The sequence below is a fragment of the Photobacterium sp. ABD4_091 genome, assembly GCF_056160145.1.
In genome coordinates this window covers 425,969-449,692 of record NZ_JBSWWQ010000004.1, presented here as the reverse complement: position 1 = coordinate 449,692, position 23,724 = coordinate 425,969, and the positions used below count along the sequence as shown (strand labels likewise).

General features: G+C 46.1%; 19 protein-coding genes and 1 riboswitch. Of the genes, 9 read left to right on the top strand and 10 right to left on the bottom strand.

Annotated elements, in window-relative coordinates; genetic code table 11:
• Position 1: 1 nt before the first annotated feature.
• The gene (locus tag ACXAGQ_RS26425; RefSeq protein ID WP_475257961.1) at positions 2-1,375 is read right to left on the bottom strand and encodes an alanine/glycine:cation symporter family protein; all 1,374 of its coding nucleotides are present in this window, start codon (positions 1,373-1,375) and stop codon (positions 2-4) included.
• A gap of 100 nt (positions 1,376-1,475) precedes the next feature.
• Positions 1,476-1,569, bottom strand: a riboswitch (glycine riboswitch).
• Positions 1,570-1,871: 302 nt separating this feature from the next.
• The gene (locus ACXAGQ_RS26420; RefSeq protein WP_475257959.1) at positions 1,872-3,191 is read right to left on the bottom strand and encodes a glycoside hydrolase family 18 protein; all 1,320 of its coding nucleotides are present in this window, start codon (positions 3,189-3,191) and stop codon (positions 1,872-1,874) included.
• A 546-nt stretch (positions 3,192-3,737) separates the two neighbouring features.
• On the opposite strand from ACXAGQ_RS26420, the gene ACXAGQ_RS26415 reads away from it, so the two are divergent.
• Positions 3,738-4,445: a helix-turn-helix domain-containing protein gene (locus ACXAGQ_RS26415; protein ID WP_475257957.1), complete on the top strand. Its 708-nt coding sequence runs from the start codon at positions 3,738-3,740 to the stop codon at positions 4,443-4,445.
• A 260-nt stretch (positions 4,446-4,705) separates the two neighbouring features.
• Entirely contained in the window at positions 4,706-5,845 is a 1,140-nt protein-coding gene (locus tag ACXAGQ_RS26410; RefSeq protein WP_475257956.1) for a J domain-containing protein, read from the top strand.
• 63 nt (positions 5,846-5,908) lie between these two features.
• Here the strand turns inward: ACXAGQ_RS26410 and ACXAGQ_RS26405 are convergent, their stop codons facing one another.
• Both ACXAGQ_RS26405 and ACXAGQ_RS26400 read right to left on the bottom strand, forming a co-directional pair.
• On the bottom strand, positions 5,909-9,007 hold the full coding sequence (locus tag ACXAGQ_RS26405) for an efflux RND transporter permease subunit (protein WP_475258093.1): 3,099 nt from the start codon (positions 9,005-9,007) through the stop codon (positions 5,909-5,911).
• A gap of 2 nt (positions 9,008-9,009) precedes the next feature.
• Positions 9,010-10,134 (bottom strand): efflux RND transporter periplasmic adaptor subunit, encoded by a 1,125-nt coding sequence (locus tag ACXAGQ_RS26400; protein ID WP_475257954.1) that lies wholly within the window; start codon positions 10,132-10,134, stop codon positions 9,010-9,012.
• A gap of 150 nt (positions 10,135-10,284) precedes the next feature.
• On the opposite strand from ACXAGQ_RS26400, the gene ACXAGQ_RS26395 reads away from it, so the two are divergent.
• Positions 10,285-10,896 carry a TetR/AcrR family transcriptional regulator gene (locus ACXAGQ_RS26395; protein WP_475240513.1) on the top strand — a complete coding sequence of 204 codons (612 nt, stop codon included), beginning with the start codon at positions 10,285-10,287 and terminating at the stop codon, positions 10,894-10,896.
• Positions 10,897-10,963: 67 nt separating this feature from the next.
• Positions 10,964-11,767, top strand: a complete 804-nt coding sequence (locus ACXAGQ_RS26390; RefSeq protein WP_475257952.1) for a transporter substrate-binding domain-containing protein — start codon at positions 10,964-10,966, stop codon at positions 11,765-11,767.
• 36 nt (positions 11,768-11,803) lie between these two features.
• Here ACXAGQ_RS26390 and ACXAGQ_RS26385 read toward each other — a convergent pair whose 3' ends face one another.
• Together ACXAGQ_RS26385 and ACXAGQ_RS26380 are read right to left on the bottom strand one after the other, a co-directional pair.
• Positions 11,804-11,935: a hypothetical protein gene (locus ACXAGQ_RS26385; RefSeq protein WP_475240516.1), complete on the bottom strand. Its 132-nt coding sequence runs from the start codon at positions 11,933-11,935 to the stop codon at positions 11,804-11,806.
• 410 nt (positions 11,936-12,345) lie between these two features.
• Entirely contained in the window at positions 12,346-13,854 is a 1,509-nt protein-coding gene (locus ACXAGQ_RS26380; RefSeq protein ID WP_475257951.1) for a Na+/H+ antiporter NhaC family protein, read from the bottom strand.
• A 301-nt stretch (positions 13,855-14,155) separates the two neighbouring features.
• On the opposite strand from ACXAGQ_RS26380, the gene ACXAGQ_RS26375 reads away from it, so the two are divergent.
• The 3 genes from ACXAGQ_RS26375 (at position 14,156) to ACXAGQ_RS26365 (ending at position 15,807) form a co-directional block, all read left to right on the top strand.
• Positions 14,156-14,755 (top strand): HAD family hydrolase, encoded by a 600-nt coding sequence (locus ACXAGQ_RS26375; RefSeq protein ID WP_475257949.1) that lies wholly within the window; start codon positions 14,156-14,158, stop codon positions 14,753-14,755.
• An 81-nt stretch (positions 14,756-14,836) separates the two neighbouring features.
• Positions 14,837-15,361 (top strand): hypothetical protein, encoded by a 525-nt coding sequence (locus ACXAGQ_RS26370; RefSeq protein ID WP_475240521.1) that lies wholly within the window; start codon positions 14,837-14,839, stop codon positions 15,359-15,361.
• Positions 15,362-15,477: 116 nt separating this feature from the next.
• The gene (locus ACXAGQ_RS26365; RefSeq protein WP_317521324.1) at positions 15,478-15,807 is read left to right on the top strand and encodes a hypothetical protein; all 330 of its coding nucleotides are present in this window, start codon (positions 15,478-15,480) and stop codon (positions 15,805-15,807) included.
• A gap of 34 nt (positions 15,808-15,841) precedes the next feature.
• Here the strand turns inward: ACXAGQ_RS26365 and ACXAGQ_RS26360 are convergent, their stop codons facing one another.
• From ACXAGQ_RS26360 to ACXAGQ_RS26345, 4 genes are all read right to left on the bottom strand, one after another.
• A complete protein-coding gene (locus ACXAGQ_RS26360; protein WP_475257947.1) occupies positions 15,842-16,522 on the bottom strand; it encodes a response regulator in 681 nt (226 codons plus the stop codon).
• A complete protein-coding gene (locus ACXAGQ_RS26355) occupies positions 16,519-18,120 on the bottom strand; it encodes an ATP-binding protein (protein WP_475257945.1) in 1,602 nt (533 codons plus the stop codon). The genes ACXAGQ_RS26360 and ACXAGQ_RS26355 overlap by 4 nt, the downstream gene beginning before the upstream one ends.
• Positions 18,121-18,304: 184 nt before the next feature.
• Entirely contained in the window at positions 18,305-19,588 is a 1,284-nt protein-coding gene (locus ACXAGQ_RS26350) for a 2-hydroxycarboxylate transporter family protein (protein WP_475257943.1), read from the bottom strand.
• Between the two features lie 210 nt (positions 19,589-19,798).
• Positions 19,799-20,725, bottom strand: a complete 927-nt coding sequence (locus ACXAGQ_RS26345) for a WYL domain-containing protein (protein ID WP_475257941.1) — start codon at positions 20,723-20,725, stop codon at positions 19,799-19,801.
• A gap of 468 nt (positions 20,726-21,193) precedes the next feature.
• On the opposite strand from ACXAGQ_RS26345, the gene ACXAGQ_RS26340 reads away from it, so the two are divergent.
• A complete protein-coding gene (locus ACXAGQ_RS26340; protein WP_475257940.1) occupies positions 21,194-21,691 on the top strand; it encodes a hypothetical protein in 498 nt (165 codons plus the stop codon).
• Between the two features lie 104 nt (positions 21,692-21,795).
• Complete coding sequence (locus ACXAGQ_RS26335; protein WP_475257938.1) at positions 21,796-23,520, top strand: class I SAM-dependent methyltransferase; 1,725 nt, start codon at positions 21,796-21,798, stop codon at positions 23,518-23,520.
• The last annotated feature ends 204 nt before the right edge of the window (positions 23,521-23,724 follow it).

The window sequence follows — 23,724 nt, the reverse complement described above, 5'->3', positions numbered from 1 at the left end:
CTTAGGCTGTTTGCAGATTTGCTGGCGGTGGTGTCAGGTTCTGGAAGAATTCGCGGGTTTCAGAGACAATCACATCACGCAGCAAGATCAGGCCAATCAGGTTAGGGATTGCCATCAAACCGTTGACGATGTCGGCAATCAGCCAAATCATATCCAGATTCATAAAGGCACCGGCTGCAATCAATACCAGGAAGAAGATCTTGTATGGCAGAATTGCCTTTACACCAAATAGGTATGTAATGCAGCGTTCACCGTAGTAGTTCCAGCCAAGAATGGTCGTAAAGGCGAAGAACATCAGGCCAATTGTGACCATCATAGGGCCAATAAAGCTTGAATCCAGGCCACTGGCAAAAGCATAACTGGTCATCGCGGCACCCGCGTAATCGCTCTGCCATGCACCGGTAACCACCAGGGTAAGGCCGGTCATGGTACAGATGATGATGGTGTCGAAGAAAGTCCCTGTCATTGAGATCAAACCTTGCTCAACGCAAGAGTCAGTCTTTGCCGCCGCCGCCGCCATTGGAGCACTACCCAGGCCCGATTCATTCGAGAACACACCACGTGCGATACCCGATTGAATAGCAAGCATGATCCCTGCGCCGACGAAACCACCGGTAGCGGCATGGCCGGTAAAGGCTGATTGAACAACAAGTTGAATCGCTTCTGGAATAGCGCTGTACTGAGAGCCAAGCACAATCACACAAGCAATGATATAGAACAGCGCCATAAAAGGAACGACTTTACTTGCCACCTTGGCAATAGACTTCACACCGCCAAGCGTCACAACAGCGACCAGAATGGTGAGTATAAGCACGGTGATTTCACGTGGGATCTCAAACGATAGGTAGGCGGCGTCGACAATCGCATTGGCTTGTGGGAATGTACCGATACCAAAGCAGGCAACACCCAAGGCGAAGACGGCAAACATGCGTGCTAGCCATTTTTGGCCAGTCCCTTTTTCGATGTAATACATCGGGCCACCCAGCATTTGGCCATTGGCATCGACTTCACGGTATTTTACCGCCAGCAAGCACTCTGCATATTTGGTTGCCATACCGAATAAAGCGGCAAGCCACATCCAGAACAGCGCACCAGGGCCACCGAGTTTAATAGCCGTTGCAACACCGACAATATTACCGGTACCAATAGTGGCGGAAAGAGCCGTACATAGCGCGGCAAAGCTAGAGACGTCGCCGTCAGCCTTGCTGTTTTTATTACCCTTAAACAGGTAGCCCAAAGCGAGGGGTAGGTAGCGGATTTGGATCAGTCCTAGGCGTACTGTCAGGTAAATACCTGTACCTACTAGCAAAAGAAGTAGTGGTGGGCCCCAAACGAGGTTATCGATAGTCTGTAAGAAGTTATATAGTGGGTTCATTTTCTCTTTACCTTTAAACATCAAAGGAAGAGATAAAGAACAACAGTTATACCGTTGTATGGTGTATCAGAATGTTGGTGTTACTTTCTGTGCTGTTGATCTTATCTCCTCTGTCCTTTTGCCTGAGAGTTTCACCTGAAATCAGGTTTGCTCCTTCGGCGTCCGATTTAACGGATCTCTCCAGAGGCTCCTCCAACAACAGTCCATACCTTACTTAGCAATTGACTAAGAAGGTGCCTGAAAGATTTACTGACCATTGTTTGCAGTGGCTGCAAACGGGATAGTGAGCTTACTTCTTCGGCGGGCTCGATACTCGTCGTTAGACTAAGTACTTGCCACTCTCCTGCTGTCTTCATCGGAACTCAATTTTGCCGGGACATAGTAATAGATAAAAAAGCGATTGTCTTCAAAAAAATTAACAAAATTTAGCAGGATAAATTGACGTGCTAGATAATTATGCGTGCGATTTCATTGGTATTGGGGGGATCTGCCATTGCTAATTTGATGTGCTATCCAACCCACTGACAATAGCGTCAAGCAGTTGGTTTTGATGATCGGCGCAGGCTTCCCAAACAAAAATCCCGCCTAGTTTGTTCTCTTTAACAAAGTTAGCTTTTGCTTTTGCAGAGCGTGGAGATTCAAAAGAAATGTAATCTTTTGAGGTTGGGTGATAGAGCACTGCTGCTTCAGCTTGCTGATCGTAATAGTAAAGGTAGCCGCTATCGTTTTTATCCAAAAAGTGCCGAGATAGATCTTTGAAGCTAATAAAACCTGATTCGGTAAGCGAAGAGGGCAGGCCATTTTCAGGTGTTGCTTGCAATGCTTCCAAGCTGGTTTTGCTAGCATTATCAACGCCCTTCCAACCTCGTCCATAAAAAGGGCTACCGACTAGAATCTTGTTCGCAGGTATTGATTGAGCAAGTAAGTGGTTTACCTGGCTGGAAACAGACAAGCCTTTGGGTGTTAAAGGCGTTTCATTCAAGTTTGTGTGATGCCCAACTCGGGTGCTCCACGGGCCATGGTAGTCATAGCTCATTAGGTATACGGTATTTAGCAACGGGCTAACTTGTGGCCAGTCGATGCTGCCATGGTGTTTTTGGCTCGCGTTGAAGGTAATGGATAGCTCATAGTTGGTGCGCTGTTCTTTACTGAGCAGATCCAGCGCATGACGGGTATCGCGTAATAACTGGGTATAGCCCTGCTTTTCTTGCTCTCTATTATCATGGCCTAGCCGAGATAAGCCGTAACCGCCTGGGTACTCCCAGTTTATTTGGATCCCTCCGAAAAAAGGGTATCGCTTTAAAAGCTCGGAGATACTATTGACCATGTTGGCCTGATACTGAGGGTTAGTGATAATGGTGTGGAATGGCTCTGAGAGTGTCCATCCTCCAATACTGGCAATAATGGTCAATTCAGGCTTTTGTTCCTTGAGGTATTTAAGCTGGCCAAAGTTCCCGCGGTAGTATGCTTGATGAGAGGTTTTCCCACGAAGCCTCACCTTAAGCGCAGCATGCTCATCCAGAATCACGACATGACCCAAGGGTTTCCCTTCGCAGCGCTGTTCCATCAGCTGCTGAACTTTTTTAGGTGATTTTGTTACGGGTCCGCAGACAGCCAGGAATGAGTAGACGATGTGGGTGGCATCGTTGATGGCTAATTCGCTGATTACGGGTGATGTTGTTTTGTAGATTTGCCAGTCGGGGTAATAAAGAGCCAAATGCGGTGATTGAGCAAAGCTATATGAAGGCATGATTGTAAAAACAAAAGCCAACACTGCATGCTTTATTTTTGCACCTATCAATTTGCCTTTAGTCATTCAACCTCCACTCCATCCATTGGATCTGTTCCCTTTCAGAATAAAATGTCAGAAGTTGGGGGATGAAGGCGGCTGGAATTAAAGTTATGTGAGGTTGATCGTCCGTGGTGAGAGGGCTTTTGTGCAAATGTGTTGATATGGTCTTTTTCTTGCTTATGACCTCAAGCGCTATAATTTTGCGGTGTGCATGATGAAAAAGGGCAATAGGTAAATTTAAGAAACTACCATACGGCAAAAAATAATAGATTTAATTAGAATATAAATAATTTTTATGTGGTTATTTGGTTATAAAAGATCAAGGTTTATAGGGTGATATCCGCTTTAACTCGTTGAAGTCGTCCGCTTAGCAGAATCTTTTGAGAAAACAGCATTAATGTTGCAACAAATTTGCCGTCTGGAATTTTTTGGGTTTATAGACGTTAATTACCTATGTAACGTCACTTTTTTGACGGACATAAAATTATAAAAAACACGACGAAGTTTTATGACAAGGAGAGTTTATACAGACGAACGTTTGTAATTTTCTTAATAGATTAAGGTGAAGCTGTGATTTGGGTTAGTTGTAGCCACTTCGATAAAGTGGCAGAAGCGAAAGAAAACCTTAAGATGTCACATGATGTGGTGGACGTCTCGCCTTTTGAACTGTTATCAACCATGACAGGTCAGGAGTTGATCTTCCTTGAAGTCGTAGACTCAACGTCGAATGGTTTTGAATTGTTGCAATCGGTTAAAAGCCGTTTCCCGCAAACCAAGGTCGTAGTGGTGTACCATAGTTTGGATGCCGACCTGGCTTTGAATGTACTCCGTGCAGGCGGTGAAGATGTGATTGCCGCCAACGCAACCAAACAGGAGATAGATGCCTGCTTTAGTAGGTTGCACACTCATAATGTTATAGCCGAGCCGGTACAGGGCTACGAACAACGTGAGCTTTCGATAAGGCCTGCCTTAAAGATCATTGACGAGAACATTAGCTCTCCACTGCGGGAAGAAGATCTTGCCAATGCCTGCCACTACTCGCCGACCTACTTTTCGCGCTTGTTCCACAATGTTATGGGCGTGACACTGAAGCAGTACATTATCAAGAAGCGGTTAGACCTAGCGTGCGGGCTGTTGAGTTCTGATAGAGAAAAGATTTCTCAGATAGCCCATTCTGCTGGCTTTAAGGATGTGTCTTATTTTTCTAGGGTGTTTAAAAAGCACATGGGCTGCTCGCCAGGGGAGTTCAGAATGCGAAAACATAACTTACACACCTGAACTGACAATTTAACTGCATAAAAAACAGCCTGCTATCTTCTCTAGTAGGTTGTTTTGTTTTTATTATTATTTCATTGAACGCACATTCTCAATTTCTCTCGCTAGATGCCGATAGTATTTCTTCTTCAAACCGTTAATCTAAATCGCCAAGAGGTATAAATAACACGCTAAAAGCAATTTTTAGCTTAGTAATATATGAGATAATCTGCATATAATAAAAGTGATGTTAGTTCAAAAAAGAATCTCGTGGTAAAAATGGAATGACAACGTACTTTGATGTTTTGGGTGTAAATAAGAATACGCCTTTGGCCGACGTAAAACGACGCTATAAGCAGCTTTCAAGCCGCTGCCATCCTGATAAGGGTGGGTCAAAGTCAATTATGCAATTGGTCAGCCAGGCGTATGAAAAAGTTGTGTCAGGGCATGGGCACGATGAGGCTGTGCAGGTTGTCTATCTGAAATCGAATGAACAAAGCATTATTTGGCAAAAAAAATGCCAGCAACTGGAAGCGACAAACTTGGAGTTGCAACGGCGAAACGATGATTTAGATAAGAGACTAAAAGCTGCCCAGGAAAAACTGGCAAAGCAAAAATCGCCATCAGAAGATGAGAAAAACTATAAACAGTTGATGGAAGAGGATATGCAGGCGTTGCGTAGGGAAAACCGCCGCTTGCAATCAAACCTTGAAAGCCTTCGCCGCGAAAAGCGCAGTGATAGCAAAGAGCTCGTCAAATCTGAGCTTCCAGGCCAGATTGTCGCTGCATCGCAGAAGCTCACGCCTGCTGTTGCCAATCAAATCAAAGCCATCGGCAGAAGCCGTATATGGGGGCGCTTGGCGATGCTGGGTGTGCCTGTCGGGCTGGTATGGTTGGCGATGGGGCCAGGCAAAGAGCCGTTGATGAGTGTTTGGAACAGCATAAATCCGCCTCCTCAAACAATGAGTAAACCAACGATGCGCTTACTTCACCATGATCCAGATGTGAGTGAAGAAGAAGCAAACAATCAAACTGTCTCGGCGGATAATACCCAATCGGCTGAAAAGAAAATTATCCCTGTCATCCAGCTCAGTGGTGAAGTAGGTATTTGGCAGCTGAAGAAATTTGCTAATACGCCTAGTTATTACATCAGCGTGCGCAGTGAGAAGGGCTCTTATGTGATCAAGAGCTGTAACAGTGACTTCCAGTACTACAAGAATACTTTACAACGCTCGGGCAGGATGGCTGCCAATCTCATTTATACCCGAGATGAAAGGCATTTCGAAATTTACGATATCCCTTATGGCAACGGCTCTTTTGCCCATAACTGGGCCAAGAGCAAGAGCTTGCTGATCAACAACGAATACTTCCCCAACAAGAATTTCGCCGCGTCTTACAGCAACCTGCAGCAACATTGCCAATAACATAAAGCCAACCCAACAGATGAGCCTGTTGGGCTGGCTTTTGCCTTTACCATCATTCAGTGGTTAACTTGCCGTGGCACTACTTAAATCAACGCTGCGAGCAGCGAGAGGCTTATACTTAACCGCCAACTTGAATGCGGCAGGGACAAAGTAAAACGAGACGAGGGTAGTGAGCAGGGTACCGCCTGCGATAGCCACTGCAAAGGGTGGCCAAAAGCCTCCGCCAGCGAGGATCAATGGCATAAAGCCTCCGATCGTGGTAATCGTCGTCGACGTAATATGGCGGGTACAACTCATCACAGCGACAACAATGGCATCAAGGTTACCTTTGCTCGCTTCTGGACTGCTTTTTAGCTCAGCCAGAATCACGATGGCAGCATTAATCGCCAAGCCGACAAGGCCCAGCAGGCCAATGATAACGGTAAAGCCAAAGGGGTAGCCAAAGGCTGCCACCGACAATAGCCCCAATCCTGCCGAAAGAATACCGACAAAGAAAATCACCAAGCTCAACCGGAAAGAGTTGAAAGACAACACAACGACCATGATTAACAAGGTAATGACCATAGTCAGGTTAGCCATCAGATTGCCGACGGATTCATTGCGCTCTGCGGACTCACCGCCAAACTCAATACTGTAACCACTAGGTATACTTGCGCGATATTTCTCGAGCTCTGCTTGGAAATGTACCAAAGCGGTTTGTGGTAGCACGCCTGCTCGGATATAGCCTTCAATCACGTTCACACGCTGGCCATTACGGCGGGGTATGGCTCCTCTGCTTGGTGTTAGTGATAAATCAGCAATCGCAAAGACAGGCAAGCCCATCAAATCACTCTCAGATTTCACCGGAAGTGGTAGGCTGCTCAACTGACTCATGTGCTCTCGGCTTTCATCGCTGACCCTAACACGTACAGGGATGGATTCCGTCGCCTCGATAATGCTGCCACTTAAACGTCCGGTGAAAGTCGCTTGGAGTAGATCAGCAAAATCTTTAAGAGACAAACCACTTAGCTGACTGGCCTCCTCGTTAACGTTGAGCCATACCTTGGGGGTGCCGGGTTGCAGGGTTTCACGGGTATGGGTGACGTTAGGTGTGCTTGCCATGATTAGACGAATGTCTTCACCAATGGCTTTGAGCCTGTCTAAGTTAGGGCCGTATAAACGCACTTCCAGCGGAGCATTGAAAGGAGGACCTTGTTCAAGCTTACGTACTAGGATCTGTGCATTGGGCATTTGCTTATCAAGATCAGCCTGTAGGGTAGAGATCATGGTATTGGCTAGCTCGAAGTCACGTACTTTGACCATAGCCTGTGCAAAGTAGGGTGCACCTTGTTGGCGGCTAACCAGATTGTAATAGAACGAAGGGAAGTTACCGCCGACAACCCAACTTACCCGTTCAACACCTTCATACTCCGTCATGATCTCATCAACCTGCTTGGTCGCTTCTGACGTCGCGTAGATACTGGCCTGAGGGGGTAAGAACAGCTGGATTTCAAACATATCCCTGTCAGAAGGCGGGAAGAACTGTTCAGTTAAGGTTGTTGCCGCCCAAAAACCGGTGAATGGCAAAATACAAACTAACCCAGCAGTGATCAGCGGGTGTTTGATGGCATATCGAATCGAGCCTTCAAAACGCTTGCTCACCGCCGGAATAACAATACCGGTATGGTACCAGCGTTGCCCCTGATTGATAGAAGGCAAAAGGCGGGAAGCGAAACCGGCAACCAGCGTATGGGAAATCAAGTAAGAACCAACTAGGGAGAAACACACGGTGATCGCAATAGCCCCAACGAATTCACCGGCAGGGCCTGGCATCAGGAATATCGGCGCAAACGCCAATACAGTGGTCAGTGTCGAACCGAGCAGAGGGATCCACAGATGGCGGATAGCCTGCATAGCGGCTTCGATTTTGGCTTTGCCTTGTTGGCGGTAATGTTGAATGGTGTCGACCATCACGATGGCATTATCGACCATAATCCCGAGGGCAACAATCAAGCCGGTTACCGACATTTGATTAATTGGTAGCCCAGTGAATTTCATCATCGATAAAGTAACAAGGCTCGTTAAAGGCAACGAGATTGCAACGATGATCGCCGAGCGGATCCCTAAGGTCAGCAACAGTACGATTAGAATGATCGAAAAACCAAGCAGCAAGCTTTGGTTTAGATCGGAAAGGCGAGTTTCCGTATAACTTTGCTGCTCGAAAATGACATCAACGGATACATTGGCAGGTAACTGCTGCTGGTATTGATCAAGCAGCCGATTCATCCGAACAGTCCACTGATCAACACGAAGCGATGGTTGCATCCGAGCGGCAACAATAATCGCAGGCTTACCGTTTACTACGCCAATTTCAGACGGTGGAGAGGCGGCTTTTCGTTCAACCTCTGCAATATCCTCAACTCGAATTAGGAATCCATTGTCATCCATTGCGATAGGGACACGACGCACTCTGTCTAGGGTATCGAGAGAATCTGAGACCTCCAGTGCAAAGCGATTATTGCCATTAACCAACTCACCGGCGGAGTTTTTGGCATCTGCTTGATCAATAGCTTGTGATAAAGAAATGGCTGAGCGCCCGAGAGCACTGGTAGCGGCAGGGTCTAACGTGACTTGAATCTCTTCATCGGGCAGGCCATAGACATCGACAAACTCAACCCCGCTCATTATGCGCATGCGGTTACCAAGCTCGATGGCGTAACGGCGTAACGTGAGTAGATCTGGCTGGCTATCTCCTTGCCAGGTCAGTGACGTGATCATAGTAAAGGCATAGCCGTGCTCGTTTTGCAGATCGGGTACGGAAGCGCCTGTTGGCAGTGAAGGCGTCACATCCGAGAGTTTATCTCGAGTTCTCGACCATACCGGCTCTGAATCGGTGATTTCGTCGTTGAGCTCAATTCGGATAACCGATATACCCGGCCTGGATACCGATGAGAGCTCTTTGATCTCTTCCAACTGACGCAGTTCGGTTTCGATCTTCTCGGTGATCAATGCCTCGACCCGTTCTGCAGTCGCTCCTGGGAAGTGGGTGATGATGCTGGCATGACGGTTGTGAATGACCGGATCTTCGGCTCTTGGTAAGGTGGTAAGGGCAGAGAAACCTGCAACAACCAAGAGTGCTATCGCCAATACCAACAGGCGGGTATTACTGATTATGGCTTCCATCTTCATAGCGCGGCCTCATCGCGGTTATTCAATGGAAGTGGTAACTTTTTTACTGGTTGAACTGCCTGACCGGGGACGAGGCGATGCAGCCCGTCTGAAATCAATCGTTCACCAGAAGTTAGAGCACCAGTGACGTAGGCATACTCAGCATTAGCGTGTAACACTTGGATGGAACGGCGTTCAACAATATGCTGGTTATCTTCATCGCTCATCACAAACACGTTCCACACTCCGCGAAGGCCATCGGTCATCGCAGAAAGCGGGATCCAATATCCAGGTTTATCATGCACATCACTGAACTGTAGATAGGCCAGCTGCCCGTCTATGACCTCAGCAGATTCGGGAAGGGCGAAGCGTAACTTCACGGTACGGGAACCACTGTCGACTCGAGCTCCTGGATTTAACAAAGTGACAGGGTAACTGTCAGGGCCGACTCGCAGTTGCCAATCACTGTGGCTAATTAATTTACCGAGTTGTTTGGCGGGTATACCTATATGGGCTTCTTTGCTGGTGGAAGCAAGAAGGGTAAGTGTCGGTGAGCCAGTATTGATCACATCACCTTTGGAAACATGGCGTGCGCTGACAGTGCCATCATAAGGCGCATAGACTGTAGATTTGTCTTGCCTTAACTGATTAGCTGCTAGAGACGCGGTTAACTGACGGTAGTTGGCTCGTAGTGCATTACGCTGACTGTTTAGGGCATCAATTTCTGAGTCGGCACTAAAGCCTTTTTTCTTCAATGATTGCTGTCGCTTCAGGTTCGCTTCAACCAAATCCAGTTGTGCAGTGATTTGTGACTGCTGAGCACGAAGTTCATCAGCTTGGGTGATCAAAAGTTGAGTATCTAAAATAAGAAGAGGCTCACCCGCTTTAACATTGTCACCAACATCGACCAATATACGAGCGACTTTACCGCCTAGCTCGACACCTAAATTTGCCTGTTGCCCTGCTTGTACCATCCCGACGTACTCACGCTCAACACTGTAGTGATCGGAAGGGTCTAATGTGATCGTATTTACACTCAGCAACTGATTGAATTGCTGTTCTGGAGGTGATGTGCTTGAGGTGTTACAGCCTACTAGCAATGCGGAACCTATCACGATACCGGCTATTGTTGTCCTTTTCATCTTGCCCTGCCTTAAGTAGTGATACCTATTTCGTATAGGTATAAAACTAGACTGTCCAGTCCATATGTTTAAAAAATATACCATCAGAACTAGACTGTCCAGTTTGATTGTATTAAAACTACTATATAGTTGTTAATTAGGGGTGAGCGTGTGTTAACTGCCAGAAGTGCCCAGAAAAGGGAACAAATATTAAAGGCCGCAACGGATCTGTTTTGTGAGCAAGGATATGGGATAAGCATGGAGGCCATCGCTGTCAGGGCGCAGGTTTCCAAGCAAACTGTGTATTCGCATTTCAAAACTAAAGACGATCTGTTTGATACCTGTATTCGTGCCAAATGCACGGCTAATCAGCTTGATATTAGCCTGTTGGATGATCCGCGAGAGCCAGAACAAGTCCTCGAGGAGTTCGCTTGGCGTTTTCAAAATATGCTGTTAAGTGATGAAGCATTAAATACCTACAAAACAGCGGTACGGCAAAGTGATACCCATCCTGATTTGGCAAAGGTATATCTCAATGCCGGTCCGAGAAATACCACTGAGATGGTGGCGGGCTATCTAGGTCAGTTGATAGCAAAAGGAGTATTAAGGTCGGATCTGAACTGCGCCGATGCTGCATTGCAATTTTTGCTCATGTGCCACGGGAAGGTGGTGTACTGGGCTTACCTTGGTCAGGAGAGCCAGGAAACAGAGCAGGAACGTCGTGAGTACCTAAGAACATGTGTCTCAATGTTTTTACAAGGCTATAAAAGTTCTAACGCTTAAATTTGCCAAAACAAATTACTGCTATCTTTAAAAATATAACTATTTTTAATAGATATCAGAGGCATCTATGAAAGCATGGTACATCAAAAGTGGAGCGGTAATTGTTTGTATTTTGATGTCATTGCTCTCAGGGATGACCCATGCAGCCAAAAGTCGGCTGACAGAAATTATCGACCGAGGCACACTTAGGGTAGGAACGACAGGGGACTGGAGCCCGATGACTATACGGGATCCTGCCACAAATTTTTACCGTGGCTTCGACATTGATATCACCACTGAGCTTGCCAAGGATTTAGGTGTCACGGTGGAATACGTGCCGACGACTTGGAAGAAGCTGGTTAACGGTGTCGTTACCGATAAATACGACATGACGGGCAGCGCCTCCTTGAACATGCACCGCGCAAGATTAGCTGGCTACAGTGATACCTACTATCACTTGGCATTTGTGCCTGTGGTCACGAAAGCGAATGCTAAGCGATTCAGGAAATGGAGCGACTTTAATGCTTCTTCAGTGATATTGACGACGACTGCGGGTACGGTGCAGCAAAGTCTTGTTGAAGAACTGCTGCCAAATGCGAGAAAACATGCCAGCGAGAGTGCCAAGCTTACCCATCAATATCTGCTTGATAACAAAACCACAGCGATTGTGACTTCGAATATCGAAGCGGCGACGTTAGTCAAACGCTACCCACAGCTGAGTGTTGCTAAGGTCGATGGGATGCGCTTACCGACACCGATAGCTATGCTCCTGCCAAAAGAAGATCAGGTTTGGATCAATTACGTGAACCATTGGATCGAGCTCAAGCAAACTCAGGGTTTTTTCGATCGAGTGGCGAAAAAGTGGGGGCTGGTAGAGCTAGATGTAAAATAACAGCACAACAAGAAGAAGTTACTTCAGTCTCGGAGACTAATCCCGACCTAACCAACGTGCGATCCCAGCGCCAACGAAAGTCATCACTATGATAAACAAGCCGATCCCAGCGATCCCTGTTTGGGCCACTCGAAATGCGATATCAACTGCTGATCCGAATAGATTCACTTATGTTTCCTTTTTACCTTCGACATGGTCGCTAATAGTTGTTTAAATGGGGCGGTAAGGATGTGGCCAATACTTAGCGCGGCTGCAATGGCACATTGAAATAATACAAGGCCGGCCAAAGCTTTACCTATTGCGATAGCGCTTCCCAAAAGATTCAATACATTCATCAACCTTACCTCCTGAACATTCCACCATACACGCTAAGAATACCCCCTTCGATTGCCTAGTTATAGGACTATTCCGTCAAAATGAATGCGGTTCAGTCATCGTTTAGTACTATGTCAAAGTGTGACATCATGCTTGTGTGATTAACGAAAGCTGAAACGCAAACAGCCAGCGAGTGATGCTGGCTGTTTGCACTGTTATTTGTGTAGTTATGTTGAACGTCTTTATGAAAAGAGCTTAGCTAACTAGCTTGTACTGACTTGAACCGTTTTCTGGTTGCGGTTCCACTTTGATAGTAGATATACCAAACAAGCCTGTGCAATAAGGGCTACAGCTAGTACTACAGGACTTTGCAACAATCCTGCAGCGATGAAGCTGACTAAGGCGATTGAGCCATTAAGCAGTGCATAAGGTAGCTGCGTTCTGAAGTGTTCGAATTGATCGCACCCAGAGCCTGTCGATGACAAGATGGTGGTTTCAGATATCGGTGAGCAGTGATCACCAAATAACCCGCCTGATAGCACCGCGCCAATACATGCATAAAGTGGGGCATCAATAGCAATGGCTGTCGGGATCACTAAAGGCATCATAATGGCAAAGGTGCCCCATGATGATCCTGTCGCGAAAGAAATAATTGCTGCTAACAAGAAGGCGACAGCAGGGACCAACCAATAAGGAAAGCCTGCCTGAGCTTGCTCGGCAATGTAGGCCGCAGTGCCTAATTCTTTGCCTACGCTGCTGAGTGTCCATGCCAGAATAAGTACGATTGCTACTTGCATCATGTTACCCATGCCTTTGAGGTATACACTGATGCTGTCACTGAGCTTGCGTACTCCATAAAACGCCATTAATGAAATTAAGGTAATGGCTGCAAAGAAGTAGGCACTAGAAAGGGCAGCCCGAAAGACAGAGCCTGACACTTGCTTAAACGGGAAGCCCAACGGTGCCAGCATCATGATCAATACCAATGCCATAACGAGCAATGGCGCAAATACAAAAGAGGCTTTTGCATTTTTATGCGTAAAGGTGTTGAGGGTTTCGCTGCTAGCTCCGGTAATAATACCTTGCTGCGCTTGTTGCTCCGCAATAGTCATTGGGCCGAAATCGAGCTTCTTAAATGCGACTAGCGGTACGATGAAAATAGCCAGAAATGCATAGAACTGGAAAGGAATAGCCTTGATGAAGGCTTCCCAATCAGTAATGGCGACATCCATAGCCGTGAACTCTTTTTGCAGCAAGCCCATGATATACACACCCCAACCAATAAAAGGGATCAATATCGCGACCGGGGAAGAAGTGGAATCAATAATAAAAGCCAGTTTTTGGCGCGACAATTTTAGCTTATCAAACAGTGGACGGAAAACTGGGCCAACAATTAGCGGTGTGCCTAAGTCTGAGAAGAAAATAAAAATACCACCAAACCATGAAGATAGCTGCGCACGGCATTTAGTACTCACCCAATGAGTAACCTTTGCAGCAAATGCCTGACCACCACCGGATTGCTCCATCAAAGCAACAAATCCACCAATGAAGACAAGTAGAACGATGACGCCTGCATTGTAGCTGTCGGTCAGTTGAGGTACCAAGTAGTCTTTAACGAGAGTGCCGAAAGTATCAAGCGGTGAGATACCGTTTAGCATTACAACGCCACTGAAAACACCGCCAAACAAGCCGATAACAACGTTTCGTGTTGTGAGGGATAAAGCGAGAGTAATAATTATTGGGATAAGAGAGGTTATGTCTGGTTGAGCCATGTAGCGTTCCTTAGCTGTACGTCCAATATCAAAAAAGGCACGGTGAATATCAATGTTTATTGTTTGAATATATATACAAAATAATTGAATGTATACCGGGCTGGGGAAGGTTTTACTATTTTTTATGCTTATTGGAGATGATTTTGCTTAAAAACCAACCAAGCCATTTCAGAATCAACAGGCATTAAGGTTTACATCAACAGCTTATTGCAATATAAGTGACATATAGTGTCGTTAGGATGCACGGGTGTCTTGGAGGTTACCAATACTTAAAAGACAAGCTAAATAAACAAGGAGAAACATGGATTTATCAAGCTACAAGGGTATCATTTTCGATATGGATGGTACGTTGGTTGATTCAATGCCAGCACACCTGGAAGCATGGGAAAAGACCTGTGCGATTCATGAGATACCTTTTGATCGTGATTGGTTTTACAACTTAGGCGGCATGCCTAGCATTCGAATTGCCAATGAGATCAACCGAAGCTTTCGCCAGAATTTCGATACAGAGCGCTTAGCGAATACTAAATACAAGTTTTACGATGAGATCGCCCATAAGGGCGAAGTGATAGAGCCGGTATATCAAGTATTGCTTGATAACAAAGGCACTAAGAAAGTCGCAGTTGGGACGGGCAGTCGTATGTTCAATGCCGAGCCACTGTTGGATCAAACCGGTATTCTACCAATGTTAGACGCACTGGTTACTGCCGATGATGTAGTTAACCACAAACCGAATCCTGATACCTTCCTTGAAGCAGCCAAGCGTATTGGTGTTGCACCGCAAGATTGCGTGGTATTTGAAGATACAGAGCTGGGTGTGAAAGCGGCACTGGCTGCAGGTATGGACTGCTATATGGTTGTTGATGGTGAAATTACCACACTGACCAAGGCGTCTCGCTAATTATCTGAACGAAAAGCCCCTAGTTAATTACGGCTATTAAGGGTATTCTTCACCGCATTGTTTGAATACCCTGTAAATGCCATGAACCAACCTTCGAAATCCCCTTCTGATAGCACCTCAACATCAGCCAAAACATCGCCGTCACAAGAGTCTTCAGGCTCAAAACAGGGCAAGCATGCTCAGCAAGAGCAGTTTGGTATGTCAGAAACACGATTTTGGATCCAACGCCTGAGTAAAACTGCAATCAGGGCGATGCATATCCTGGGTATTGCCGGCAGTGCCGCTGGATTTCTGTATGGTGTTGAGAAGTCACTGTGGTTGCATTGGTGGATAATGGCGATGGTGACAGGTGTGATAATGACAGGGCTGGAAATTCGACAATCGCGCTTATGGCTGATCCAACTCAAAGGTGTTCTCACCTTTGTAAAACTGGGTTTGCTCAGTAGCTTTTTTATTATTCCGCAACACAAGCCTGAACTGTTTATTGTCATCTTGGTGATGTCAGTGGTTATCGCTCATGGCCCAGCAGGACTGCGTCACTATTCAATCTGGCACCGCCGCCGTATCGATGAACCGAAAGGCAAAAAAAGACAAATCAACGGATAATTTTGTTATTCGACTGGGTAAAAAAGTCTTTTATACAATAATTGAAACACAGTAAGTAGAATCTCGCACTACACTGATTATTGGGCATTTACCAATAAGTGTGTAGGAGACCGGTTGTGAAAAAATTACTCATTGTGACTTTTTTACCCCTGGTAATAGCAGGATGTACCAAATCTGTTGATGAGCGTGCTGATGAGTTTGTCGAAGCCAGCTTTACCCTATGTGGCTCTAATGTGCAGTCATACGCTCAGGGTGATGACGGTAAGATCCGTGTCGTCTGTGAAAACAACAGCTACTTTTCAGTCAAAGATCAAGAAACCTTGGCCTATATGCACGAGCTAAACGGTGCTTACTGCCGGGGTAAAGGGTTCTCTTCTTTCCATGAACGCAGCCGCTATTTCACGTTTACCTGTATGGGTGAGAAATCGTTCAATATTCCGAAATAGCCAGTTTAAAATAACCAGAGTAATTAACCGGTTATTAGCCTAACAGTTGGTAGAGCCGTTGAGGCCTGCCTCCTGTTTTGTAATTCAGCACTAGCTTTATCATCCCTTCCGTTTCCAAAAACTCAAGGTAACGTCTTGCAGTGACCCTGCTAACATTCATCTTCTTGCCAATGTCATCGGCTGAGAAATCTTGCAGCTGTTCTGATAACAATAATTGCTTCAAGTTGGCTAAAGTTGTCGCATCAATGCCTTTGGGCGTATTTCGTACAGGGGCAGCAGTTGATTTGCGAAATAGTTGGTCGATATCGTTTTGATCGACAGTGGCTGTTGTCGTCAGGGTCTGGCGGTATTTGAGGTAATCTTCCAAAGCCTGATTGACCCGCGACATGCGGATTGGCTTTACCAAATAATCCATCACACCAAGCTGAACGGCTTGTTCAACCGTTGCAGCCTCTCGCTCGGCCGTCGTCATAATAAAGCTACTAGCAACGTTTTGGCTGCGAAGCTGGCGAATGAAGGCTAGCCCATTACCATCAGGCAGGGTGATATCCACAAATATCAAATCAGGCTTGAAAGCCTCGAACTGCATGATGGCTTCAGCATAGCTTTCACTAACCGCTACCACAGAAAACTGTGGGTGCTGGTTAATGGTGGATTCAAGGGTATAGCTGGCGCGGATGTCGTCTTCTAGCACCATCACCGTCGTCTTTGTCATATACGTGTCGTTATTTGTTTGTCTAAGTACAGGCTAAACAAGGTGGTATCTTGTTCTGTCCGTTCCCAGTCGATACTACCATGGAAGTAATCAACCAGTTGGTTTACAAGGTATAGCCCAACCCCATTTTGTTGGTCATCGTGCTTGCTGCTGACCCCGAACTCGAGAATCGAGTCACAGATCTCGTCTGGTACACCATCACCTGTATCCTGCACCTCGATAATAATATGCTGGTTACGATCACTGAGGTAGAGCTGGATCTCTGCAGGCTTTTGGTTGCGGTTCTGCCAGGCAGCAAGCAGGGCATTGTCGATAAGATTACCGATGATGGTCACCAGCTTTTCAGATACCGCCTTTTCATAACTCGACAGACAGGTATCTTCATCAAGGGTGAAGGTGACCCCGAGATCCGAGGCTTTGTTGAACTTGGCCATTAATAGTCCGGCGATGGCACTGTCATTCACTGAGGTCACAATACTGCGGATAATCGACTGATAGCTGTCGGTTTCTTGCTGGATAAAATCGACGGCTTTATCGAAGTTACCAAGCTGTAGCATGCCGGACAAAACATTAAGCTTGTTGGAATACTCATGGGTTTTGCTACGCAGTAACTCAGCATAGTTTTTCAGGTAGACAATTTCGCGTTCGAGCTCATCCTGGTTGAGATTGGCATAGAACACAATTACATGGCCGCGTATTCCTTTGTTGTGCTTGATAGGGTAGATATCGGCACGGTAGGCATGCTTGCCAATGCTGAAGTGCCCTTGGTGAAAGCTGTCTTTATCTGATAACACCAAATGGCTCAAGGTCGTCGAGAATGAAGATAACGGCTGGTTGATGTAATCATGCGGCCCCAGCTTTCCCATTGAAATCATTTTGCTGGCACTGTGGTTCATGGTAGAAATACAGTGGTTGTTATCTATCGCAATGATCCCATCACGAATGCTGTTGAGGATCATCTCGCGCTCGCGGAACTTATGGACGATGATCTCAGGCTCGTAATCGAGAAATGTCCGCTTCATCTTGAACACGAAGGCGCCTGTGATAGTGACACCAAGCAGGTAAACAATTGCTATCAGCCCGCCAATCTTGCCAAATTGCTCCATCAAGATGCCGATACTGCGATCGTACATATAGCCGATATTCACCACACCGATGATCTGACCGTTATCGGTGATAGGTGAAAAGTTACGAATCGCCTTGCCCAATGTGCCAGAAGCGACATTGGTGTGATCGACCCCTTGGTTAAGAGAAGGGTAGATATCATCACCGTTAAAGTGCAGGCCAATTTTAGCTGTATCTGGGTGGGTGAGTCGCAGGGCTTGCTGGTCTGTCACCACAATAAACGAGGCATCAGTTTTGCCCCGAATATCTTCGATATATTGCTGCAGTTCGAACGGCTGCTGATTGTTTTTGGCTTTGACGGCTTCAATCACGACCGGATCATGGGCAAGTACCCGAGCCAGCTCCAGCCCTCTTTCTTCAATGCCGTTTATGTGTGCGTTCTGCAGCAGGTAGAAGATAAAGGTTGTCACCACCACAACAATGGAAGAAGTTGTCGCAAGTGTGGTGAGGGCAAGGTAGCTTTTGAGTTTCATTGAACGGGTAGTTTGACTAAGCACAGGATTTGGCACGGATTATAACTGTAATGGCGGAGAGAATACTGTGCTAGATATCTTTTATCTAAGGTGATCATCGACAAATAGCTCAAAACAAATATTGAAGAAATGGAAAATGCCGGGGAGCTTCACTCACCCGGCATTTCATTGTGATGATTTGGAATTACTTGAGTAACTCGATAATCATGGTGGCCAATATCAGCATAAACGCACCACCAATTCGGGAAGAGATCTGAGCAAATGGCATTAGCTCCATGCGCTTACTGGCCGCCAGTACTGCCACATCACCCGTACCACCCATGTTCGCCATACAAAGCCCCGCGGTAATAGACGCTTCGATTGGGTTGAAGCCCATAAGACGGCCAATGATCGCGGTACCAACAATAGCACCTAGAACAGTGGCGAAAACCATAAGAAAGTAAACCAGGCTCAGGGACTCGATGATTTGGTTAAGGTCGGTATATGCCACACCGATACCTACAAGCAGGGCTGGGGTGAGGTTATCGACCACGAATTTGTACCAACCGTGTGCTGCACGCTCAAGCTCGCGAGGCATGAAGCCAGCCACTTTGACTAAGGCAACGAAGATAATCATTAGCGCGTAGGTGTGCATGCTGATCACGCTGCTGAGCATTGAGCCGACAAAGTACATAGTGATCGCCAGTAGGGCGCCGACACCGAGCACATTAATAGAAATTGGCTGCTCTTCTGTTTCTTCCTGTTTTTCTTCGGCTTTACCGCGCATCAACTGGCCGTTACCAGTCAGAGACGGGAAGAACTTGCCGACTTTATCCAAAAGGCCCGCCATCACAATCGCGATCGCGTTACCAATAGCCAGTGCTGGAACCATCTTTGACAGTAGCATTTCCGCAGACATACCAGTGTTGCCCGACATAATCTCAACCAAAGGTACCGCACCCGCGCCCATACCGCCGCCCATGATTGGCAGGGCAATCAGCATCACAGATTCCATAAAGCCATGGCCTAGCGCAGCACCGACAATGCCGGCGAACAAGAACGCACATGCCACACCGCCTAAGATAACCGGAATGTATTTAAGCGCTGCTTTTTTCAATACATTGGTGTCCATACCCAAGATAGAGCCGGTTACCAAGCTGGCAATGAAGAAAGACAGGAAGCCACCGCCTTTAACAAAGGTAGTAATCGCCTCGGTGGTTTCTTGGGGAAGTAGGCCACTGTGGAAAATGTAGGAAGAGCCAAAAATGATAACAATGGCACCGCCACCGAAGAACTGGTTCACGATAGGGGTTTTATCACCGGCGACATTCAAGATGTAGCCGACAACGGCCATTACGCCAATCGCGCCGATGATGCCAGTTGGCATATGGTTTTGCGCGGTAGCCAGCAGGATCACGGCTGCAGATAGCGCAAAAATCACATTCATCATGCGCTTGTCGCTTTGAGTCATGGTGCTATTGGAAAACATATTTCACCTGTTGTACGTGTTGTTGTGGTTTGGGCGTAGTCTAGCAATATGTACAAGCAGGAAAATTGAAGGGGGTGTTTATGTAACTATCTAATGCTTTTGTAACTTGTGTTCATGGTAGGTATCCAAATGTATTAGTTAGACGTATTAGTTAGCCAAACAAAAAACCGCCCATTCGGACGGTTTGTTATTATGACTCAGATTGGCCTGTTAGCTCATCGACGAGCGGTACCCCGGCGCAAGCGTGGCGCTATTAACTTGGTATAGCGCCTGAGGGTTAGCCAGTGCCAACTGGTAACCGACATATTCATGTAAACGGCCATCTTCGCTGCAATCGACTTCCCATTTGCGCAGCAGGTAGCCAGCAAGCGCAGCACGTACTTCAATCACGAGCTTGCCGTTTTCCATTTCGTAATCCAGTTCGATCGCTTCCGGGTTGCCCTGGTGCGGGTGGGGGATCAACTCGACTTCAATATACTTCTGCCATTGGCGGTCAGCTTCAACACGCTCATCAGCGGTAGGCTCTTCATCCAAAATCGTTACCGAAGTCACGCGGTTACATACCACATCCATGAATTGCTCGTTCTTACGGTCAAAAGAACGGACATGCCAACGGTTACCAGAGTCAACAAGGCTGTGAGGCGCAATCACGCGTGTACCTTTACCACTAGAGGTAGAGATGTATTCAATCTCTAATAGCTTATTGCGGTAAATACCCTCACACAATGCTGCCATGATAGGCGTGCGCGGAACAGTTAGCGAAGTCGGGGATTCACACTGGATAGGGAAATCTTGATGGCCAGAGAAGCCATCACCATAACCTAAAGAAATGGTGGCCAGCGTTTTCTTCAGGTCCAGATTAAACATCGGCTCGAACCCTGGCTGTTTGTAGTACTTCTTAGAGCGCATATCCAGCTTCAGGTTGTCCGGCATGATCTCTTTGTACAGCGCAAAGTCACGAGTGGTCGCAGCATGGCCGACAGCAAAGCGGTCAATCAAGTCTTTACGCGTGACCTCACCAAGGAAGTAAAGGGCGAAGTCTATAAAAGCAAGCCGTTCACGTTGCGCCGAGCCAACGGCATTGAGCTTCGTCTCGACATCCATGTGTGATACTCCAGCAGTGTTGTATGAGGTCATGTGTATTTATCCAGTACTTTGGCTTGCCAATAATATATACCGAAAATCAGTAGAAGCAAGACTATTTATAAAGATGACAGTTGATTGAAGAAAGTAAGCTGAAGAAAAACAATTACATAATCAAAAGCAGTAATAAGCTGTCTAAATTAACAGGTTTACATAATTAAAATCAGTAGATAAAGTGATTGTACTTGTTTTGAGTAGGTGTATAAATTTGTGGTACTTAGCCTCTTAGTGGTATAAAGCATCACTTGAAGGCGTAAAAATGCTTTGCTTTGAGTGAATTAACAGCGAACGATTATTTGCTCTATAGTCCACAAAAAATTAGTGGTGAAATTTTGCTATTTATGTGGACAATACTGCGCTGAAACATAATTTTCCATGTGAATAAAGGCTCTGATTCACTGAAACAAGTTGATAAGCCCTAGGGCTAGCTGGTTCTGACAATATAAATAAAGGTGCTCAACCGTGAACTTGACAAAACATCAATTAAAACAAGCTTATGTCTCGCTGAACAATGGGGCGGTATGCTTGGACGACCACCTTGCTCAAGGCGTGTTGGTGTATGTTGAAGGATTGATGATCAGTGAAGGGATCGAACGCGACTGTTACTTGAGCCTAGATACGCTTACCAAAGTCAGCGCCAAGGTTCGCATGGGTTCAGTGATGCCAATAGACTTTTTCGGCGTGAATGAAACGTCTTGCGGTGATGACAACTTCAAGCCAATCAGCCTTAAAGTGTGCGAACTCGTCTTAACAGCAGACGGCCAATACCGTCGTAGCTGGAAAACGCTGGCAAATTTTGCACAGATCGATATCGCAGTAGCGATGGAAGTCTTGCTGCTGGTGATCAGTGAATTGTCCACTATTGAAGACTACTGTGCTGGCGATTGTGTACCTGCGGGGATGTTGGCTCAGCTTAACGAATACCAGCATCTTACAACTGAATCTCTTCAGTTTGCATAAAATAAACAACCTGTAGCATGGAAGCTATTCTAACAATGACTTCAATCACTTTAACTTATTGAGTATTAAATTAAAGTGATGAAAATAATTTCCAAGCTGACTCCATGAATCACAGTTTTTATCACAACAATGCTGCCCGTCTCGCGAATGATTACCAAGGGTTAGCTTTCGAGAATGTTCACTCTAGCTGGCAGCGTTTCTGGCCTATTGCTGATGTAGATAGCAAATCCCCATGTGTATTAGATATCGGTGCTGGAAGTGGCCGAGATGCACTGTGGTTTGCAGAACAAGGCTGTGAAGTATACGCGGTTGAGCCTGCTGAAGCACTGCGTGACATAGGAAAAGCGCACACACAATCAAAGGAAGTTGCTTGGCTGGACGACAGTCTTCCTGAACTGAAAAAAGTGATTTCTCTTGGGATCCGTTTCGACTTCATTCTGCTTTCAGCGGTTTGGATGCATATTCCTCCATCTGAACGTGAACGCACCTTCAGAAAACTCAGTAATCTGCTTGCATCCAACGGTAAGCTGATCATCACACTCCGCCACGGTGACTTTGATGATGGTCGTAAAAACTATGGTGTTTCAGCTGAGGAAATCGAAAAGCTGGCGAAAGAGCGCGCTTTGCATGTTTGCCTGAAAACTGACCTCAATAAAGATGCGATGGGGCGTAATAGCGTCCAGTGGCAAACGTTAGTGTTAAACCTGCCGGACGATGGTTCGGGTGATCTCACCAAAGTGCGCCACATCATTGTCAATGATGCAAAAGCGGCAACATATAAGTTGGCATTACTACGTACTTTATTGCGAATTGCAGATGCTCACCCTGGAGCTGTTCTAGATCGAACAGATGGCAAGGTTGCTTTACCTCAAGGGTTGGTTGCTCTTTATTGGATTCGCCAATTCAAACGCCTTATTGATATTGAAATTGAAGGTATTCAAGGCATCCAGCAAAACAGTAATACCAGCAAAGGTTTAGGTTTTGTGAAAGATGATGGCTGGCATAAACTGCGCCATTTGTCTGCGGATGACCTTGCTATAGGGGCACTGTTTACCGGGGAAGATGCCAAAGCCCTTCAGAAAACACTCATAGCAACAATCGCAACTATTAAAAGTGGTCCGGTTAAATTTATCTATCAAGGCCCGAAAGATAATCGTTTATTCGAGATGGTTGCACCAAGCCAGAAACGGAAATCATTAAGCTCTCTATTTATTGATAGTGAATTCTTGGCCAGTTTCGGTACATTTGTGCTCGACGAGAGCCTATGGGATTGTCTGCGACTCTATAGTAGCTGGATTGAACCTTTGGTGGTTAATCAGTGGGTTACTGAAATGAAGCGGTTTGAGAATAATCGGCTGAGAAACATTAACCTGCAAACCTATTACGATTGCTTGATTTGGGTCGATAAAGATCACGACACCCGAGAAGTGCGCAAAAAAGTCGATGCCCTTCTCCAGTGCGGCACCGAAATCCAAAGTGTCTGGAGTGGTACTAAGCTTCGCGAACAGTACCATGTCGATCACTGCCTTCCGTTCGCATATTGGCCAAACAATGACCGCTGGAACTTGCTACCAACAACCACAACAGAAAATCTAAATAAAAAAGATAGGGTGCCTAAATCCAAACGCTTGCACAGCTCAAAAGAACGCATCTTGGACTGGTGGCAAGCAGCCTGGCAAACAGAACAAGAGCAAACGCGTTTCTTCGATGAAGCAGTGCTCTCTCTTCCTAACTTACCACCACAATGCCGCAATTTCGAAGATGTGTTTGAAGCGATGGGATTGCAGATAAAAGGCGTTAAGAGTCGCTTGCTGGTGGGGGAGTGGTGATGTATCTCCTCGCTTAACATCATGTCACTAAAACTAATGGCTTGAAAATAAACGATATTTTTGTCGGTTAATACAGGCCTCAATTAATCTGTTTTTTCCAAATGTATTAATACCTCTACAATTCAATTCCCTTATTTAATCAAACCTCTAAGCAATTATTTAAAGTAACAATTGAGGCTGTTTGGCTCGTACAAATAGCCAAGG

Excerpts from the sequence above, each read along its gene's own strand:
- ACXAGQ_RS26425 (WP_475257961.1), bottom strand. The coding sequence starts at position 1,375 with ATGAACCCACTATATAACTTCTTACAGACTATCGATAACCTCGTTTGG.
- ACXAGQ_RS26420 (WP_475257959.1), bottom strand. The coding sequence starts at position 3,191 with ATGACTAAAGGCAAATTGATAGGTGCAAAAATAAAGCATGCAGTGTTG.
- ACXAGQ_RS26410 (WP_475257956.1), top strand. The coding sequence starts at position 4,706 with ATGACAACGTACTTTGATGTTTTGGGTGTAAATAAGAATACGCCTTTG.
- ACXAGQ_RS26405 (WP_475258093.1), bottom strand. The coding sequence starts at position 9,007 with ATGGAAGCCATAATCAGTAATACCCGCCTGTTGGTATTGGCGATAGCA.
- ACXAGQ_RS26400 (WP_475257954.1), bottom strand. The coding sequence starts at position 10,134 with ATGAAAAGGACAACAATAGCCGGTATCGTGATAGGTTCCGCATTGCTA.
- ACXAGQ_RS26390 (WP_475257952.1), top strand. The coding sequence starts at position 10,964 with ATGAAAGCATGGTACATCAAAAGTGGAGCGGTAATTGTTTGTATTTTG.
- ACXAGQ_RS26380 (WP_475257951.1), bottom strand. The coding sequence starts at position 13,854 with ATGGCTCAACCAGACATAACCTCTCTTATCCCAATAATTATTACTCTC.
- ACXAGQ_RS26375 (WP_475257949.1), top strand. The coding sequence starts at position 14,156 with ATGGATTTATCAAGCTACAAGGGTATCATTTTCGATATGGATGGTACG.
- ACXAGQ_RS26370 (WP_475240521.1), top strand. The coding sequence starts at position 14,837 with ATGAACCAACCTTCGAAATCCCCTTCTGATAGCACCTCAACATCAGCC.
- ACXAGQ_RS26360 (WP_475257947.1), bottom strand. The coding sequence starts at position 16,522 with ATGACAAAGACGACGGTGATGGTGCTAGAAGACGACATCCGCGCCAGC.
- ACXAGQ_RS26355 (WP_475257945.1), bottom strand. The coding sequence starts at position 18,120 with ATGAAACTCAAAAGCTACCTTGCCCTCACCACACTTGCGACAACTTCT.
- ACXAGQ_RS26350 (WP_475257943.1), bottom strand. The coding sequence starts at position 19,588 with ATGTTTTCCAATAGCACCATGACTCAAAGCGACAAGCGCATGATGAAT.
- ACXAGQ_RS26345 (WP_475257941.1), bottom strand. The coding sequence starts at position 20,725 with ATGACCTCATACAACACTGCTGGAGTATCACACATGGATGTCGAGACG.
- ACXAGQ_RS26335 (WP_475257938.1), top strand. The coding sequence starts at position 21,796 with ATGAATCACAGTTTTTATCACAACAATGCTGCCCGTCTCGCGAATGAT.